We start from the raw sequence: 16379 nt of genomic DNA, 5'->3' as shown, positions 1-16379 counted from the left end.
TTGCGCACCATTCGTGTTGAAACCTCGGCCGCCACGATCCTGCTGACCGAGGCCCCTGAGCCCAAGGTCCGGGACCGGCAGACGGGCGAGATCGCCAAGGACGCCATCAGCGGGGAAGCGCTGATGACGATCGGCGTCGTCTACATCGAGGACGGGGAGTCGTCACTGTTCAAGGTCACCGTGCCGGAAGGCGGTGTGGCCGAAGGGCTGACGCTGGGGGCGCCGGTCTCGCTGCCGGGGCTGGTTGCCCGGCCGTGGGAGTCCGTGTTCAACGGGCAGCAGCGGCACGGCATCGCGTTCCGCGCCGCCGCCGTGACTCCGGCCGCCTTCCCGGCCGCCATGGGGGCCACCGCCTGATGTCCGATCTGCTGACACTTCTGGAGGTGGGTGGTCCTGTCGCCACACTCGGCGGCGGGGCCGCCTACACCCGGGCCAAGCACCCCCGCGTGTACTGGCCCACGGTCGGCCTACCGATATCCACCGCACGGCTCCTCGGCTCCTACAGCTCGGTCATGGAGGCGTGCGGTCTGACCGTGGCGCCGTCCCGGCTGCGGGTCCTCGCTGTCAAGGCCACCACTCGGCGGGAGGTCCGGCCCGTTCCGCCTCGGCGGGGCATCATCCGGCCCACCTCGACCGGGCTGCGGCTCCGTCTCCGGCTCGCTCCCGGGCAGGAACCCGCCGACGTCGCCGCTTCGGCCGAGCGGCTGCGGCACGCCTGGGGCGTCCACGCCGTGTACGTGACGATGGTCAAGCCGGGCGTGGTCGAACTACGACTCGTCGGCTTCGACGTGCTGCGGAACGTGCGGATGCCCCGCAAGGCCACCGCCGAACTCCTCAAGGTGCCCGTGGCACTGCGGGAGGACGCGACTCCCTTTGTGCGTGACTACCGCATCATCCCGCACCAACTCACCCTCGGAGCCACGCTCTCGGGCAAGTCCATGTACCTGCGCCACCTGATCACCGGACTCGCCCGGCAACCCGTGGCGCTGGTCGGTATCGACTGCAAGCGCGGTGTGGAGCTGGCGCCGTTCGCCTCCCGGCTCTCCGCCCTCGCCACCGATCCCGACGAAGCTGCCGAGTTGCTGCCCGTGCTCATCAAGGAAATGGAGGACCGCTACGACCTGATCAAGGCCCGCCAAGGCATCGCCCCCGGCGCCCCCGACGAGGAGATCACCTCCGACATCTGGGGCCTGCCCGAGAGCGAACGCCCGGTGCCGATCGTGCTGTTCGTCGACGAGGTGGCCGAACTCTTCCTCGTCGCCACGAAGAAGGACGAGGAACGGCGGGACGAGATGGTCACCCAGCTCATCCGCCTCGCCCAGCTCGGCCGCGCCGCCGGGATCTACCTGGAGGTGTGCGGGCAGCGCTTCGGCGCTGAGCTGGGCAAGGGTGCCACGATGCTCCGGGCTCAGCTGACCGGCCGGGTCTGCCACCGCGTCAACGACGAAGCCTCCGCGAAGATGGCCCTCGGCGACATCGCCCCCGAAGCGGTCTTCGCCGCCTGCGCCATCGCTCCCGAACTGCCCGGCCTGGCCGTGGCCGGTGACACCTCCGGCGGCTGGTCCCGCATCCGCACGCCATACCTGTCCCTCGGTTCCGCCGCCGAGATCTGCCGGGACTCGGCGCACCTGGTGCCCGACCTGCCCACGCTCAAGCCCTTCCGGCCCGACATCCCCGTACGGCCCGTGGAGTCCTCGGCCCCGGCAGTGCAGTCGCACCCGGTGACCGACTGACCTTCGCCCACCCCTCACCCCCGGTCGGCGTGACCGCCTCGCGCCAACTCCCTACCCCCGCCATGCCTGAATCCGAAAGGAGCCGCACCATGCGCGCCCAACTGGCCCGTGTCGACGCGGTGCTCGTCCAGGCGCTCATCGCCGCCGCGCTGTCCTTCGCCCACCTGCACGACATCGCCTCGGCTGCCGGTCAGGACGGGTGGAAAGCGTGGGCCTATCCCGTCTCGGTCGACCTGCTGCTCGTCGCCGCCTGGCGCCGACTGCGGACCGGTGAGGCGAAAGCGGCCGGGTGGTGCTGGTTCGTCATCGCCCTCACCGCCTCCCTCGGCGCGAACGTCGCCACCGCCGGCCTACTCGACCTCAACAACGTCCCCGCCTGGCTGCGCATCCTCGTCGCGGGCTGGCCCGCCGTCGCCTTCCTCGGCGGAACCCTCCTCGCCCACACCGCCCCCGCGACAACCGGCGAAGACCCCGAGGACATGGACGACACCGTGGACCAGGAGGACGCGCACGAACTCGCCTCCGAGGAACCGCCGCCGACACCGCCGGCCATCGAGCCACCGCCGCCCGAGCGGCCCGCCGTACCCGTCCCGACCGCCCTCGTCGAACACGCCCGCAAGGTCGCCGCCGAACACCACACCCGCACCGGAGCACCGATCGACACCCCAACGCTCCGCGTCCGCCTCGGCGTCCCCGCGCCCATGGCCGAAGCCATCGCCGCCCACCTCTGAGAGGAGACCCCGTGTCCGCCAACCGCCGCTTCCGCAACGTCACCCGCATCGGCCCCGTCCAGGTCGCCACGTCCTACGACGGCCGGGGCCGTGAGAAGCACACCGCCGCCTGCACGGCTCCGCGCTGCGGCTTCTCCGCCGACTACGACAGCCGCGCCGCCGCCGAGCTGGCCGCCCGCACCCACCGCTGCCCCATCCGCTGATCCTCCGAAGGGACCCACACACCGTGACCGTCAGCCTGCCGCTCGTCGTCGTCCTCGGCCTCTTCGCCTGGGGCGCGGTCAAGTTCCTCGGGGTCCGCACCTGGGTCGTCGTCCTGATCGCCCTCTTCGGCTTCTACCTCTCGCAAACCTTCCTCGCCCCCGCCATCGAGTCCGGCACCCGCTCCGGCGTGGACGTCATAAACGGCTCACATGCCTAGACGAGTAGATGAGGAGAGCCTGACCGTGTTCCTGCCCAAGTACCCCGACAACCCCACCCCGCCGCCCGCGCACACCCACGCTCCGGCTGATCCGGCGCCCGTCCGGTGCTCGCTCCCGGCGGTCTCCCTCAGCCCCGGAGTTGTGGCGGCCGTGGTCGTCGGCGGTGTCGTCCTCACCGCGCTCCTGGCCGCCGTCGCCGTCTCGGCCATCTCCGTGGCCGTCGCGGCCGTGGTCCTGCGCTCCCTGATCCGCGAGCAGAACCGGCGCTGAATGCGCACGCAGCCCGGGGCGGCGCACACGACTAAGCATCCGCCGCCCCGGGCCATCACTCCTGACCGAGCCAGTCAGAAGGAGAATCGCCATCTTCACCCGCACCACACCGCCCCCGCTCCCGGCACTCGCGAAGCTGGCCGAGCACGGCACCCTGCCCGGTATCCTCCGTCAGCTCTCCGGACTCGGCGGCTGCACCAACCCGATCCGCCTCGACGGCCACCGCACCGAGCACGACGTCGACACCACGACCGGCGAGATCGGCCGCGTCCTCCACCACCTCGACTCCACCGACCTCCCGGCCGGCCAACTCCTCGTCCGCTGCAACAACCGCCGCACAACTCGGTGCGCGGCCTGCTCCGAGGTCTACCGCCGCGACACCTTCCACCTGATCACCTCCGGCCTGCTCGGCGGCAAGGGCGTCCCCGAACACGTCGCCACCCACCCGCGCGTCTTCGCCACCTTCACCGCCCCGAGCTTCGGCCCGGTCCACAACCGCCCCTCCAGCGGGCGCCCCTGCCGCTGCGGCACCCGCCACGACCAGGACGACGCCGAACTCGGCACAGCCCTCGACCCGGACATCTACGACTACGAAGCGGCCGTCCTCTGGAACGCCCACGCCGGTCCGCTCTGGCAACGCTTCTCCACCTACCTGCGCCGAGAAGTCGCCAAGCGCGCGGGACTGTCACAACGCCGGTTCCGCGACCACGCCCGCGTCTCCTTCGCCAAGGTCGCCGAGTACCAAAAGCGCGGAGCCGTCCACTTCCACGCCGTCATCCGCATCGACGGCCCCACCGGCGGCGACACCCCACCCCCAACCTGGGCCACCGCCGAACTCCTCACCGACGCCATCGAGACAGCGGCAGCCAAGGTCCGCGTCGACGGCCCGGTCATCGAGGGACGCACCCACACCTTCGCCTTCGGTCGCCAACTCGACGTCCGCACCATCCGCTCCGCCGACTTCAACGACAGCCAGGAGCTGACCGAGCGGGCCGTGGCCGCGTACATCGCCAAGTACGCGACCAAGGGCGCCGAGACAGCCACGGGAGCTCTCGACCGGCCGCTGAAGTTCGCCGCCGAGCTGGCCCAGCTCGACATCAGCGACCACGCCCGCCGCCTCATCCGAACCGCCTGGACCCTCGGCGCACGCAAAGACCTCGAAGACCTCCGCCTACGCGCCTGGGCCCACATGCTCGGATTCCGCGGCCACTTCTCCACCAAATCCCGCCGCTACTCCACCACCCTCGGCGCCCTCCGCGACGCCCGCGCCCAATGGCGCCGCGCACAAGCCGCAACGGCCAACGAAGCGGCGCCCGACACGACGTACTTCCTCGCGCACTGGGTCTTCGCCGGAACCGGCCTGTCCGACACCGAAGCCTGGCTTGCCGCATCCCTCGAACCCGCCCCCGGAACAGAAGGAGAGCCGACCCGTGGCTAAGCGCCATCTCGCCGTCGTAGAAGCCGCCGCCGAACCGCGCGCTCTGCCTTCGCGGTACCTGACTCCTCTGGACGTTGCCGAGATCCTGGGCGTGCCGGTCGAGACGGTCTACCAGTGGCGGCGGAAGCGCACTGGGCCACGTGGCTTCCGGGTTGGCCGGCATCTGCGCTACGACCCCGTGGACGTGCGGGCCTGGGTCGAGTCCCTGATGGAAGGGGCTGCTGCCTGATGGCCGGGCACATCCAAGACCGCTGGTACAGAACGGAGACCGGGCCGGACGGGAAGGCTCGCAGGGTCAAGACGGAGCGGTACGGAACGGGATCCCGTTACCGCGCCCGGTACGTCGGGCCGGACGGTACTGAGAAGTCCAAGAGCTTCCCCGACCGGCAGAAGCGGCTCGCTGATCAGTGGCTGGCGCACACTGAGGCCGACATGGCGCGCGGGCAGTACATCGACCCGCGTGCGGCTCGGATCACGTTCGAGCAGTACGCCGAGAAGTGGGTGACACACGCGCCGGACCCGAACACTCAGGCATCGATGGAATCGCAGCTCCGGCTACACGCCTTCCCCTACCTGGGCTCGCGTCCGCTCGGCTCCTTCCAGCCTGCTCACATCCGTGACTGGGTCGGGAAGCTGCAAGAGAACGGCGTCCGGGGCTCGTATGCCCGGACGATCTACTCCAACGTGCGTGCCGCGCTGAGTGCGGCCGTGGACGACGGGCATCTCCCCCGGAATCCGTGTGCTGCCCGCTCGGTCCGGCCGCCGACGGTGGACGTCAGACGCGTCGCTCCCTGGACGCCGGAACGGGTCTTCGCCGTCCAGGCCGCCATGCCTGAGCGGTACCAAGCCATGGTCGACCTGGGTGGCGGCTGCGGGCTCCGCCAGGGGGAGATCCTTGGCATCGCCGTCGACGCGATCGACTTCGAGTCGGACACGCTTCACGTGGTCCAACAACTGAAGCTGAGCCGGAGCAAGGCCGTGTTCGCTCCGCCCAAGGGCAGCAAGCTGCGGGACGTGCCACTTCCTGGGCCGGTCGCTGATGCGCTGCGGGAGCACATGAAGCGGTTCCCTCCGGTCGAGATCACCTTGCCGTGGAAGGTGGCGGACGGGCCTCCGGTGACCAAGCGGCTGATCTTCACCGGACCGCGCGGCGGGCATGTCTGGCGGACTTCGCTCAACGAGGAGGTGTGGAAGCGGGCGCTGGCCTCGGCCGGGGTGATCCCCAAGCGCAAGCCGGGCGAGTCCTACGCCGAGTCCCGCGAGAACGGCATGCACGCGCTCCGCCACTTCTACGCCTCGGTACTCCTGGACGCCGGAGAGAACATCAAGGCTCTCGCCGAGTACCTGGGTCACTCTGACCCCGGTCTGACCCTCCGCGTGTACGCGCATCTCATGCCGTCCAGCCAGGAGCGCACTCGCAAGGCCGTGGCCGCCGTCTTCGATACGGCCCGGCCCGAGCCGTCCCCCACCTGACGGCCCACAGACGGCCCAGCCCCACCAAGAAGCCCCCTACCGGCGGAGAACCCGCAGGTAGGGGGCTTGTTCGTGCCTGCTTACTTCTTCTTGCCCTGGTTCTTGACCGCCTCGATCGCCGCCGCCGCGGCGTCCGGGTCGAGGTAGGTGCCGCCGGGGTTGAGGGGCTTGAAGTCGGCGTCCAGTTCGTAGGAGAGCGGGATGCCCGTGGGGATGTTGAGGCCCGCGATGTCGGCGTCCGAGACGTCGTCGAGGTGCTTGACGAGGGCGCGGAGGGAGTTGCCGTGGGCGGCGACGAGGACCGTGCGGCCCGCGAGGAGGTCGGGGACGATGCCGTCGTACCAGTACGGAAGCATGCGGACGACGACGTCCTTGAGGCACTCCGTGCGGGGGCGGAGCTCCGGCGGGATGGTCGCGTAGCGCGGGTCCGATGCCTGGGAGAACTCCGAGTCGTCCGCGAGCGGGGGCGGCGGGGTGTCGTACGAGCGGCGCCACAGCATGAACTGCTCCTCGCCGAACTCGGCGAGGGTCTGGGCCTTGTCCTTGCCCTGGAGGGCGCCGTAGTGGCGCTCGTTCAGGCGCCACGAACGGTGTACGGGAATCCAGTGGCGGTCGGCGGACTCCAGGGCCAGCTGCGCGGTGCGGATGGCGCGCCTCTGGAGGGAGGTGTGGAGCACGTCCGGGAGCAGGCCGGCGTCCTTCAGCAGCTCACCGCCGCGCGTCGCCTCCTTCTCTCCCTTCGGCGTGAGGTTGACGTCCACCCAGCCGGTGAACAGGTTCTTCTCGTTCCACTCGCTCTCGCCGTGGCGGAGGAGGATCAGCTTGTACGGTGCGTCGGCCATGGCTCCGAGCGTAATCCACGGCCGGGAATCGTCACCCACCTGGCCGACAGGCGGACAGGCCGTCGATGTGCGGGGTAATTGAGTGGCCCTGCCCCGGGCGCGTTCGTAAGGTGTGTTCGCTGTCTTGGCCGCTTACGTCCGTGGGGGATCTGCATGCCACTCGTCGCCGTCAGGCGTGCCGTCCGGGAATCGGTCTCCGGGCTGCCCCGGGAGTTCTGGTGGCTGTGGACCAGCACGCTGGTGAACCGGCTGGGCGCGTTCGTCGCCACCTTCATGGCGCTGTATCTGACGCTGGACCGCGGGTACTCCGCCTCCTACGCCGGTCTTGTCGCCTCGCTGCACGGGCTCGGCGGGGTCGTCTCCTCGCTCGGCGGCGGAGTCATGGCCGACCGGCTCGGGCGGCGGCCCACCCTGCTCGTCGCCCAGGCGTCCACGGCCGGATCGGTCGCGCTCCTCGGCTTCGTACAGGATCCCGTGGCCATCGCCGCCGTCGCCTTCCTCGTCGGGGCGGCCAGCAACGCCTCCCGCCCGGCCGTACAGGCGATGATGGCGGACATCGTCCGACCGGAGGACCGCGTACGGGCGTTCTCCCTCAACTACTGGGCCATCAACCTCGGTTTCGCCGTCTCCTCCATGGGTGCCGGGTTCATCGCCGAGGTCAGCTACCGCGCCGGCTTCCTGGCCGAGGCGGGGATGACGCTGGTCTGCGCGATCGTCGTCTTCCTGAAGCTGCCGGAGTCGCGCCCGGAGCGGACGGCGGCGGAGAAGGCCGGGGCGGAGGACGTCGGACTGGGGACCGTGCTGCGCGACGGCCGCTTCATGGGTGTCGTCGGGCTCTCGTTCCTCGTCGCGCTGATCTTCCAGCAGGGGTCGGTGGGGCTGCCGGTCGCGATGGGGGCGGCCGGTTTCACTCCTGTCGACTACGGGCTCGCCCTCGCCGTCAACGGGGTGCTGATCGTGGCCCTGCAGATCCCGGTCACCCGTGTCATCGAGCACCGCGACCCCGGACGGCTCCTCGTCCTCTCGTCCGTGCTCGCGGGGTACGGCTTCGGCCTCACCGCCTTCGCCGGGTCGCTCGGCGTCTTCGTCCTCACCGTCTGCGTCTGGACCCTCGCGGAGATCGTCAACGCGCCCACCCAGACCGGCGTCGTGGTCCGCCTCTCACCCGTGCAGGGGCGCGGCCGCTACCAGGGCATGTACACGATGTCGTGGTCCGTGGCCGCGCTCGTCGCGCCGCTGATGTCCGGCGTCGTCATCGACCGCTGGGGCGCCGGGTGGCTGTGGGGACTGTGCGCCGTGATCGGGACCGTGGCGGGGGTGGGGTACTGGGCGTTGATGCGGCGGTTGCCGGGGTCGGAGGAGGAGGTAGCCGAGACGCACCTCACCGGGGGGCCTGGCGTCGAGGAGGCGGGCGTCGGGGTGCCTGGCGTCGGAGGGTCTGGCCTCGGGAAGCCCGTCGTCCGGGAGCCCGTCGCCGGGCAGCCGGACGACCTGGAACCGGTCGACCTGGAGCCGGTCGACCTGGAGCCGGTCGACCGAACGCGCGTCGCCGGAGGAACGGTCGGCCGAGAGACGGCCGGCTGAGAGACGGTCGCTTGAGAACGGCCGCCTGAGAGGCCGTCGTCGAGGAGCCCCTCGTGGGACCGGCATGAAGACGGCCGGCGGCCGGCGGAGGCATCCGGTGGAAGCGGGAGTCGATCCGACGCCGGGGGGTGGACAGACACACCCCTGCCGCCGCGGAGAAGGGAACCCGTACGGTGGCGCCGGATGCAGAGGCCGGCGCGCGGCTCGGCCCGAGCGGTCTACGGGTGCATCCGCGCCCCCTTCACCACCTTGTCCACCCCGTTGCGCGGCCCGTACACCGCGAGCCCCACCAGATCCAACCCTCCCGCTCCCACGGCCCGTACGGCCGCGCGGTTGTCGCGGTCGTTGCCCGTGGTGAAGAGGTCGGACGTGAAGAGGGCGCGGGGCAGCGCCCGGGCCAGCGCCCGCGTGTGGGCCGCCCTCAGCACCTCCTTCGTCCCCTCGAAGACGAGGACCGGCTGGCGGAACATCGGGAGATACGCCGTGCCGTCAGCGTCCTCGTACGGCTCGCCGATCACCTCCGGGATCATCGGGCCGATACCGCTGACCAGGAAGGACGTGACGTTGAGGCGTTGCCAGCTCTCCAGGTCGTCGCGGAGGAGGACGGCGATCTTGGTGTCGAAGCGGATGGGGGGCGTACTCGCGGAGGTCTCGCTGCTCATGGAACGAGACTGCCGACCGGCGTACGCCCCCGTCTTGTACGTTCTTTGCATGTGCCCTCAGCGGCCGAAGCCCCGCCCGGCGACACCCCAGCCGCCCCCTCAGCCAGGCCCTCAGCCCGGCCCTCAGCGCGAGGTGTCCGCCTGGAGGCCGCGCGTGCCCGGCATCGTCGAGGTGTTCCACGCGCACTACACGGAGTACGCGTACCCGATGCACGTGCACGACGTCTGGACGCTGCTGATCGTCGACGACGGAGCCGTGCGGTACGAGCTGGACCGGCACGAGCACGGGACGCCGGACGACACCGTCTCGCTGCTGCCGCCGTACGTGCCGCACAACGGGGCGCCGGTGACGGAGCACGGTTTCCGCAAGCGGGTGCTGTACCTGGACCTGGATTCGAGCCCGCTGGACGAGAGCCTGATCGGGGCGGCCGTGGACGGTCCCGACCTGCGGGATCCGCAACTGCGGCGGCGGGTGGGGCAGTTGCACACGGCGCTCGCACGGCCGGGGGACGAGCTGGAGGCGGAGAGCCGACTGGCACTCGTCGGGGAGCGGTTGCGGCGGCATCTTCGCAGGCCACCGGCGCGTTCAGCCGCGCGGCCGGCAGGCGGACGTACGGTCGCCCACCAGCTGCGCGAACTCCTCGACGAGCGGGTCGCCGACGGGGTGACGCTGGCGGAGGCCGCGGGGACGGTGCACGCACACCCCGCGCATCTCGTACGGGCGTTCGGAGCGGCCTTCGGGATCGCGCCGCACCAGTACCTGATGTCCCGGCGGGTGGAGCGGGCCAGGCGGCTGTTGCTGGACGGGATGCGGCCGGGCGAGGCCGCGGCGGCGGCCGGGTTCTACGACCAGGCCCATCTGACGCGGCACTTCAGACGGTGGGTGGGTGTCACCCCTGGCCGCTATCGGAACGGCCGGCCGCCACGTCCCGGGTCAGATGGCTGAACGCGTCCAGATTGCGGGTCGGTTCGCCCCGGGAGACGCGCCAGGCGTACTCCTTGCGGATCGCTGAGGCGAAGCCCAGTTCGAGCAGGGTGTTGAACGCGCCGTCGGCCGCTTCCAGGACCTGGCCGAGAAGGCCGTCGATGCCGTCGGGGGTGACGGCGGAGAGGGGCAGCCGGGCCGTGACGTAGACGTCCCCGAGCGGGTCGACGGCGTAACTCACTCCGTAGAGCTTGAGGTTGCGCTCCAGGAGCCAGCGGTGGACGCCCGCTTCGTTCTCGTCGGGGTGCCGGATCACGAAGGCGTTGAGGGAGAGGGAGTGCCGGCCGACGATCAGGGAGACGGTCGTCGAGAGTTTGCGGGTGCCGGGGAGCTTCACGACGTACGTGCCGGGTGCCGGGCTCTCCCACTCCAGCTCGGCCTCGGTGAGGACCTGCTCGATGATCGACGCTTCGTCAGCCATGGGGCGAGCGTACCCGCCGGTACGAACCGGTCGGCCACGGAGCCACGACGGGCCCCCGCGGCTCACCCGTAGTGGCCCCGCACCCGGTGCCGGCGGTGGTCCTGCATGGCCGCCGTGTAGACGTCGGCGGTGGCGGCGGCCGAGGTGTCCCAGCCGAAGGACTCGGCGTGCGCGGCGGCGGCCGCGCCCATGCGGGCGGGCAGGTCCGGGGTGTCGGCGAAGTCGCGGAGCACGCGCGCGTAGGCGGCGGGGTCGTGGCCCTGGACCAGGAACCCGGTCCGTCCGTCCCGCACGGCGACCGGGAGGCCGCCGACCGAGGCCGCCAGCACCGGCGTACCGGCCGCCTGCGCCTCGATGGCGACGAGCCCGAAGGACTCGCTGTACGACGGCATGACCAGCACCGACGCCGCCCGGAACCAGTCCGCGAGCTGCTCCTGCCCGACGGGCGGCCGGAACCGTACGACATCGGCTATCCCGAGCCGCGCGGCCAGCTTCTGCAGTCCCTCCGGCTTGGCCAGGCCACTGCCGCTGGGCCCGCCGACCACCGGTACGACGATCCTGGACCGCAGCTCGGGACGCTCGTCGAGGAGGACGGCGACGGCGCGCAGCAGGACGTCGGGGGCCTTGAGTGGCTGGATTCGGCCGGCGAAGAGAGGGATCAGGGCGTCCTGGGGCAGGCCGAGACGCGCCCTCGCCGCCGCGCGTCCGTCGGCCGGACGGAAGCGGTCGAGGTTCACACCCGGGTGGACGACGGCGACCTTGTCCGGGTCGGCCTCGTAGTGGCGTACGAGTTCGCCGGCCTCCTCCGCCGTGTTGGCGATGAGACGGTCGGCGGCGCGGACGATCTGGGTCTCGCCGATGACACGGGCGGCGGGTTCGGGGGTGTCGTCGTCGGCGAGCGCGGCGTTCTTGACCTTGGCCATGGTGTGCATGGCGTGCACCAGGGGGACGCCCCAGCGTTCGGCGGCGAGCCAGCCGACGTGGCCGGAGAGCCAGTAGTGCGAGTGGACCAGGTCGTAGTGGCCGGGCCGGTGGCCTGCCCATGCCTGCATCACCCCGTGCGTGAAGGCACACAGCTGGGCCGGGAGCTCCTCCTTCGCCAGCCCTTCGTACGGCCCCGCGTCGACGTGCCGCACGAGGACGCCCGGGGCCAGCTCGACCGTCGGGGGCAGGGCCCCGGTCGTGGCCCGGGTGAAGATCTCCACCTCGACGTTCTGCGCGGCCAGCCGCTGCGCCAGCTCCACGATGTAGACGTTCATCCCGCCCGCGTCACCCGTGCCGGGCTGGTGCAGCGGCGACGTGTGCACCGACAGCATCGCGACCCGGCGGGGCTTCCGGTGCAGCCGAAGCCGCCCGGCGCCGGCTGGGGAGCGCCGTCCGAGCCTGGCGACGTAGTGGCTCACGTGGCGTCCTCCTCGCTCCGGGCATGCCGTTCGGAGGGTGTGGGGCCCTCTGGTCAGGCAGAACGCCGGAGGAGTCCGTTCCATTTCCTCTTTGCGGAATTATTACCGAACCTCGCTCAACCGTTCGATCACGTGGGGAGTGGAGGGGCGCCACACGTTCCGAGGGACAGGATCGTGGAGCGACGGCGGGGCGGCGGGGCGGCGGGGCGGCGGGGCGGCGGGGGCAGGAAAGCGCGCGATCGCCGCATGCGGGAGGAGGAATACGCTCACCGCATGGCACGACCAGTCGGCACCGTCACGCGCGGCACCACCAACCCCAACCGCCTGCGCCGCATGGACCGCTGGATCGCGGCGACACACGGCGCCGAACTCCGCCGCGCCACCACCCCCCTCGCCGTCGACCTCGGCTACGGTGCCGCCCCCTGGACCGCAGTCGAACTCCTGCGCCGGTTGCGCGCGGTGGCCCCTCGCACCCAGGTGGTCGGCATCGAGATCGACCCGGCCAGGGTCGCGGCGGCGAGGCCGTACGCGTGCGAGGGGCTGACCTTCCGGCACGGCGGGTTCGAGGTCCCGGTGCCCGGCAGCCCGACCCTCGTCCGGGCGGCGAACGTACTGCGCCAGTACGACGAGGAGGAGGTCAGGGCCGTCTGGGAGCGCCTGTGCGCCCGTCTCGCGCCGGCCACGCACTCCTCCGCCGGGGGCCTGCTCGTCGAAGGCACCTGTGACGAGATCGGCCGTCGGCACGTCTGGGTCGCGCTCGGCCCGGAAGGCCCTCGCACGGTCACCTTCGCCACCCGCCTCGGTTCCCTGGACCGTCCCTCCGACCTCGCCGAACGCCTCCCCAAGGCACTCATCCACCGCAACGTCCCCGGCGAGCCGGTGCACGCCTTCCTCCGCGACTTCGACCGCGCCTGGGCCGCCGCGGCACCGTACGCCTCGTACGGCGCACGCCAGCGCTGGATCCGCACCGCCCGCGCCCTGAGCACGGACTGGCCGGTCCGGGACGGGGTGACCCGATGGCGGCAGGGCGAAGTCACGGTGGCGTGGGAGGCGCTGGCTCCGAGGGGGTGAGCGTCCACACCGTGGCACCACGATTACACAGAGTGATATCGTGGTGACGCACGGGAACGATCGCCTCGGGCCGATCGTCACACAGTCGGGAGCAACGATCTCCTCGGCTCGTGAGTCACACAGAAGCGACGTGACGCGCGGACGCGGGCGCGCGGGCGGGAGAGAGCGGAAGAGAACCGGCGGGGAGAGCGGACGGGAGGGAACGGCAGGGAACGAGGGCGGCAGGGGACGGGGGGGCCGGCAGGGAACAGGGGCGGAGGGCGAAGGGTGGGGGACGGCACGACAGCAGAGGGGCGGGCGCGGAGGTGCCGCAAGGCCGGGCCGAGGGCGGGGAGTTCGTCGTCACCCGCCCCTGTTGGATCACGCGAGGCCGTGACACGATCACCGAGCACCGGCAAGTTACTGACGGTTAACCAGTTTTCTCTCTTTCTATCGAGGTTGGGGGCAAGGGGTATGGGAGCCGGCAAGCGGAACCTGACCATGGCGGCCGTGGCCGTGGTCTGCGCGATGACCGTGCTGGGCACACCGGTCGACGCGTACGCGAGCCAGACGAAACCGACCGAGCCGACCCCGAGTACGACCCCCTCTCCGTCGAGCACCGCGGGCGGTTCCGGTACGCCGGAGACGTACCCGACTCCCGTCACGAACGAGGAGCTGGAAGCCGTACGCGCGAAGCTGGAGGGCCTCTACCACGAGGCGGCGGTCGCCACGGACGCGTACAACGCGGCCGAGGAGAAAGCCGACAAACAGTCCGACGAGCTCGTCGATCTGGCCCACGAGGTCGACAAGGGCCACGCGAAGCTGGACAAGCTGCAGGACCTCATCGGCGCCGCGGCCCGCGCCCAGTACCGCGGTGGCGGCCTTCCGCCCGAGGTGCAGCTGTGGCTGACCGAGAATCCCCAGGACTTCCTGGAGGGTGCGGACCGCCTGCGCCAGGGCCAGCTCGCGACCAAGGGCCTGCTCGCCGAGATGACCCGGACCCAGGAGGACTTGGAGCAGTATTCCAAGGACGCCGCCGCGCGCTGGAAGAAGCTGGAAGCGAACCGCAAGGCCAAGGAGAAGGCCAAGAAGAAGATCAAGAAGCAGATCGCCGCCGCCCAGGAGCTGGAAGGCCAACTGGAGGACGACGAGCGGGAGCGGCTGGCGCAGTTGGAGGAGGCTGCCGCCGAGCAGTCACAGGCCACCTGGCTGGGCTCCGGCATCCTCGACGAGATCAACGGCAAGGCGTCCCCGCAGGGCAAGCGGGCCGTGAAGTTCGCGACGGACCAGATAGGCAAGTGGTACGAGTGGGGCGCCGAGGGCCCCGACACCTACGACTGCTCCGGCCTCACCAGCCAGGCGTGGGCCGCCGCCGGCCTGACCATCCCCCGCACGTCACAGGAACAGTGGCGTCTGCTCAAGCACATCGACATCAAGGACATGCGCCCCGGCGACCTCATCATCTACAACGCCGACGCCAGCCACGTCGCCATGTACCTGGGCAACGGCTCGATAGTCCACGCCCCACGCCCGAACCGAAAGGTGTCGATCGCCGGGGCAGGGACGATGCAGATCCTGGGAGTCGTACGACCGGACGCGTGAGCGGTTGGCGCGGGGGCGACGGGCCGGAGCCGAGCGCCCCGGCCCCGCACCACGCACTCCACCCCGCGTGATCCGTCCCACGTGACTCTCGCCACCTTCCCCACTCGGCTCAACCTCCACCGCGTGACATACGTCATCCCAGGAGAAAGCCCTGCCATGTCCAAGTGCGGTACATGATGCGGCATATGACTCCGGCCGTTTGCCGCCCGGCGTCCCGCCGAGCATTCCGTTGCGGCGGCGCCTGGCGTTATGGTCCCCGTCGGTGGGTCGAGGTCCCTCGCCCCGCCGTGCCCTCGGGGGGAGGGAAGGAACCCGAACACGATGCCCGTACCCGTACCGCGGCAGAGAGCGATCCCGGCCGTGGAGTGTGGTCAGGCGCATGCCGCGTCCGCACCCGGCGGACCGTCCGGAGAGGGGGCGGCCATGAACGCCTCGGCCCTGGCCCCTGCAGACAACTCGAACACGCCCGGCCCGAACGGCGACCGCGCCACGGGTCTTGTGGGCCTGCCCGGCCCCGCCGCACAGCCCGGCGGCCCCACCAACCTCACGGTCCTGCTCATCGAGGACGACCCGGCGGGTTCCCTCAACGTGCCCGAGCTGCTCGACTCCACGGGCAAGCCGATCCGCGTCCGCACCGCCCGCAACCTCACCGAGGCCCAGCGGCTGCTGACCGACGACGTCAACTGCATCCTGCTTGACCTGGCACTCCCGGCCCCGCCCCGGCCGGCCGACGCGGACCCCGAAGGGGGCGACCGTCCCGAGGACGAACTCTCCGTCCTCAAGAACGTCCTGCAACTGGCCCCCCGCCACGCGGTCCTGGCCCTCACCGACTCCGGCGACACCGAACGCGGCACGGAGGCGGTGCGCGTCGGAGCTCAGGACTACCTCTTCCGGGACGAACTGGACGGCCGGCTGCTGAGCCGCGCGATCCGCTACGCGGTGGAGCGCAAGCGGTCGGACACGGCCGAGCGCCGGCTCACCGAGTCCAAGCTGCGCGCCCAGGAGAACGCCCGCCTGGAGCGCGGCCTGCTGCCGACGCCTCTCCTGGAGGGCTCCTCACTGCGGTTCGCCGCCCGCTACCGGCCGGGCCGCTCCCGCGCCCTGCTCGGCGGCGACTTCTACGACACCGTCCGCACCCCCGACGGCACCGTGCACGTCATGATCGGTGACGTCTGCGGGCACGGCCCCGACGAGGCGGCACTCGGCGTCGAGCTGCGGATCGCCTGGCGGGCGCTGACGTTCGCGGGGCTGTGTGGCGACGAGCTGCTGTCCACGCTGCAGCGCGTCCTGGAGCACGAACGCGAGAGCGACGAGATCTTCGCGACGCTCTGCACGGTCGACATCGCCCCCGACGGCCGCCGCGCGGGCCTCTGCCTCGCCGGCCACCCGGCACCGCTGATCGCGCGCCACGGCCTCGGCGTCCGCCCCACCCTGCCGGCCGAGCTGCTGCCGCACGACAACGGGGGCCCGGCCCTCGGCCTGCTGCCGAACGCCCGCTGGCCGCGCACGCAGATCGAGCTGGGAGCCGCCTGGAGTCTGATGCTCTACACGGACGGCCTCATCGAGGGCCGGATCGGCCAGGGCAAGGAGCGGCTGGGTCAGGACGGCATGGTCGAGATGGTCCGCCGCCAGCTCGCCGAGGGTCTGCGCGGCGAGGATCTGCTGCGCGCGGCGGTGAACGAGGTTCGCGACCTCAACGGCGGCGAACTGACCGACGATGTGGCGGTCCTCCTGCTGGACCGAGAGGGCTGACCCTTTCGCGG

Annotated in this window: 18 protein-coding genes; 14 read left to right on the top strand and 4 right to left on the bottom strand. The window is 71.3% G+C overall.

The annotated features are described in order from the left end of the window. The 9 genes from ACZ6BB_RS36790 to ACZ6BB_RS36750 all read left to right on the top strand — a co-directional run bounded on the left by ACZ6BB_RS36790 (position 1) and on the right by ACZ6BB_RS36750 (position 6067). Positions 1-357 (top strand): SCO3933 family regulatory protein, encoded by a 357-nt coding sequence (locus ACZ6BB_RS36790; RefSeq protein ID WP_334425151.1) that lies wholly within the window; start codon positions 1-3, stop codon positions 355-357. Then, positions 357-1733, top strand: coding sequence for an FtsK/SpoIIIE domain-containing protein (locus tag ACZ6BB_RS36785; protein WP_471619468.1), 1377 nt, complete (start codon positions 357-359; stop codon positions 1731-1733). Before ACZ6BB_RS36790 ends, ACZ6BB_RS36785 begins: the two co-directional genes overlap by 1 nt. Before the next feature lie 89 nt (positions 1734-1822). Beyond that, the gene (locus tag ACZ6BB_RS36780) at positions 1823-2464 is read left to right on the top strand and encodes a DUF2637 domain-containing protein (protein ID WP_467348068.1); all 642 of its coding nucleotides are present in this window, start codon (positions 1823-1825) and stop codon (positions 2462-2464) included. Positions 2465-2475: 11 nt separating this feature from the next. Beyond that, positions 2476-2667 carry a mobile element transfer protein gene (locus tag ACZ6BB_RS36775; RefSeq protein ID WP_046709297.1) on the top strand — a complete coding sequence of 64 codons (192 nt, stop codon included), beginning with the start codon at positions 2476-2478 and terminating at the stop codon, positions 2665-2667. A 23-nt stretch (positions 2668-2690) separates the two neighbouring features. Then, positions 2691-2885: a hypothetical protein gene (locus ACZ6BB_RS36770; RefSeq protein WP_046709296.1), complete on the top strand. Its 195-nt coding sequence runs from the start codon at positions 2691-2693 to the stop codon at positions 2883-2885. Positions 2886-2910: 25 nt separating this feature from the next. Further along, on the top strand, positions 2911-3156 hold the full coding sequence (locus tag ACZ6BB_RS36765; RefSeq protein WP_467348162.1) for a SpdD protein: 246 nt from the start codon (positions 2911-2913) through the stop codon (positions 3154-3156). A 154-nt stretch (positions 3157-3310) separates the two neighbouring features. Continuing rightward, positions 3311-4594: a replication initiator gene (locus tag ACZ6BB_RS36760; protein ID WP_471619488.1), complete on the top strand. Its 1284-nt coding sequence runs from the start codon at positions 3311-3313 to the stop codon at positions 4592-4594. Continuing rightward, a complete protein-coding gene (locus ACZ6BB_RS36755) occupies positions 4587-4823 on the top strand; it encodes a helix-turn-helix transcriptional regulator (protein ID WP_055520625.1) in 237 nt (78 codons plus the stop codon). Before ACZ6BB_RS36760 ends, ACZ6BB_RS36755 begins: the two co-directional genes overlap by 8 nt. After that, positions 4823-6067, top strand: coding sequence for a tyrosine-type recombinase/integrase (locus tag ACZ6BB_RS36750; protein WP_467348072.1), 1245 nt, complete (start codon positions 4823-4825; stop codon positions 6065-6067). The genes ACZ6BB_RS36755 and ACZ6BB_RS36750 overlap by 1 nt, the downstream gene beginning before the upstream one ends. 80 nt (positions 6068-6147) lie before the next feature. Here the strand turns inward: ACZ6BB_RS36750 and ACZ6BB_RS36745 are convergent, their stop codons facing one another. Continuing rightward, complete coding sequence (locus ACZ6BB_RS36745) at positions 6148-6909, bottom strand: phosphoglyceromutase (RefSeq protein ID WP_471619467.1); 762 nt, start codon at positions 6907-6909, stop codon at positions 6148-6150. A gap of 153 nt (positions 6910-7062) precedes the next feature. Between ACZ6BB_RS36745 and ACZ6BB_RS36740 the strand changes: the two genes are divergently transcribed. Beyond that, on the top strand, positions 7063-8493 hold the full coding sequence (locus ACZ6BB_RS36740) for an MDR family MFS transporter (RefSeq protein ID WP_471619466.1): 1431 nt from the start codon (positions 7063-7065) through the stop codon (positions 8491-8493). Between the two features lie 218 nt (positions 8494-8711). On the opposite strand, the gene ACZ6BB_RS36735 is transcribed toward ACZ6BB_RS36740, so the two are convergent. Continuing rightward, positions 8712-9155, bottom strand: coding sequence for a DUF2000 family protein (locus ACZ6BB_RS36735; protein WP_471619465.1), 444 nt, complete (start codon positions 9153-9155; stop codon positions 8712-8714). A 154-nt stretch (positions 9156-9309) separates the two neighbouring features. Here ACZ6BB_RS36735 and ACZ6BB_RS36730 point away from each other — a divergent pair, with 154 nt between their 5' ends. After that, on the top strand, positions 9310-10101 hold the full coding sequence (locus ACZ6BB_RS36730) for a helix-turn-helix transcriptional regulator (protein WP_471619464.1): 792 nt from the start codon (positions 9310-9312) through the stop codon (positions 10099-10101). On the opposite strand, the gene ACZ6BB_RS36725 is transcribed toward ACZ6BB_RS36730, so the two are convergent. Continuing rightward, the gene (locus tag ACZ6BB_RS36725; RefSeq protein ID WP_013002624.1) at positions 10046-10561 is read right to left on the bottom strand and encodes a type III secretion system chaperone family protein; all 516 of its coding nucleotides are present in this window, start codon (positions 10559-10561) and stop codon (positions 10046-10048) included. The genes ACZ6BB_RS36730 and ACZ6BB_RS36725 overlap by 56 nt on opposite strands. Before the next feature lie 62 nt (positions 10562-10623). Then, positions 10624-11964, bottom strand: coding sequence for a D-inositol-3-phosphate glycosyltransferase (gene mshA / locus ACZ6BB_RS36720; RefSeq protein ID WP_471619463.1), 1341 nt, complete (start codon positions 11962-11964; stop codon positions 10624-10626). 273 nt (positions 11965-12237) lie between these two features. Between mshA and ACZ6BB_RS36715 the strand changes: the two genes are divergently transcribed. The 3 genes from ACZ6BB_RS36715 to ACZ6BB_RS36705 all read left to right on the top strand — a co-directional run bounded on the left by ACZ6BB_RS36715 (position 12238) and on the right by ACZ6BB_RS36705 (position 16368). Continuing rightward, positions 12238-13035 (top strand): class I SAM-dependent methyltransferase, encoded by a 798-nt coding sequence (locus ACZ6BB_RS36715; RefSeq protein ID WP_471619462.1) that lies wholly within the window; start codon positions 12238-12240, stop codon positions 13033-13035. A 453-nt stretch (positions 13036-13488) separates the two neighbouring features. Beyond that, entirely contained in the window at positions 13489-14616 is a 1128-nt protein-coding gene (locus tag ACZ6BB_RS36710; protein ID WP_471619461.1) for a C40 family peptidase, read from the top strand. 321 nt (positions 14617-14937) lie between these two features. Further along, the gene (locus ACZ6BB_RS36705) at positions 14938-16368 is read left to right on the top strand and encodes a PP2C family protein-serine/threonine phosphatase (RefSeq protein WP_471619460.1); all 1431 of its coding nucleotides are present in this window, start codon (positions 14938-14940) and stop codon (positions 16366-16368) included. Positions 16369-16379 lie beyond the last annotated feature (11 nt).

Source organism: Streptomyces sp. NPDC041108, from assembly GCF_055592645.1.
Note: the sequence above shows the minus strand (reverse complement) of the source record. Positions and strands in the feature narration are given on the sequence as shown.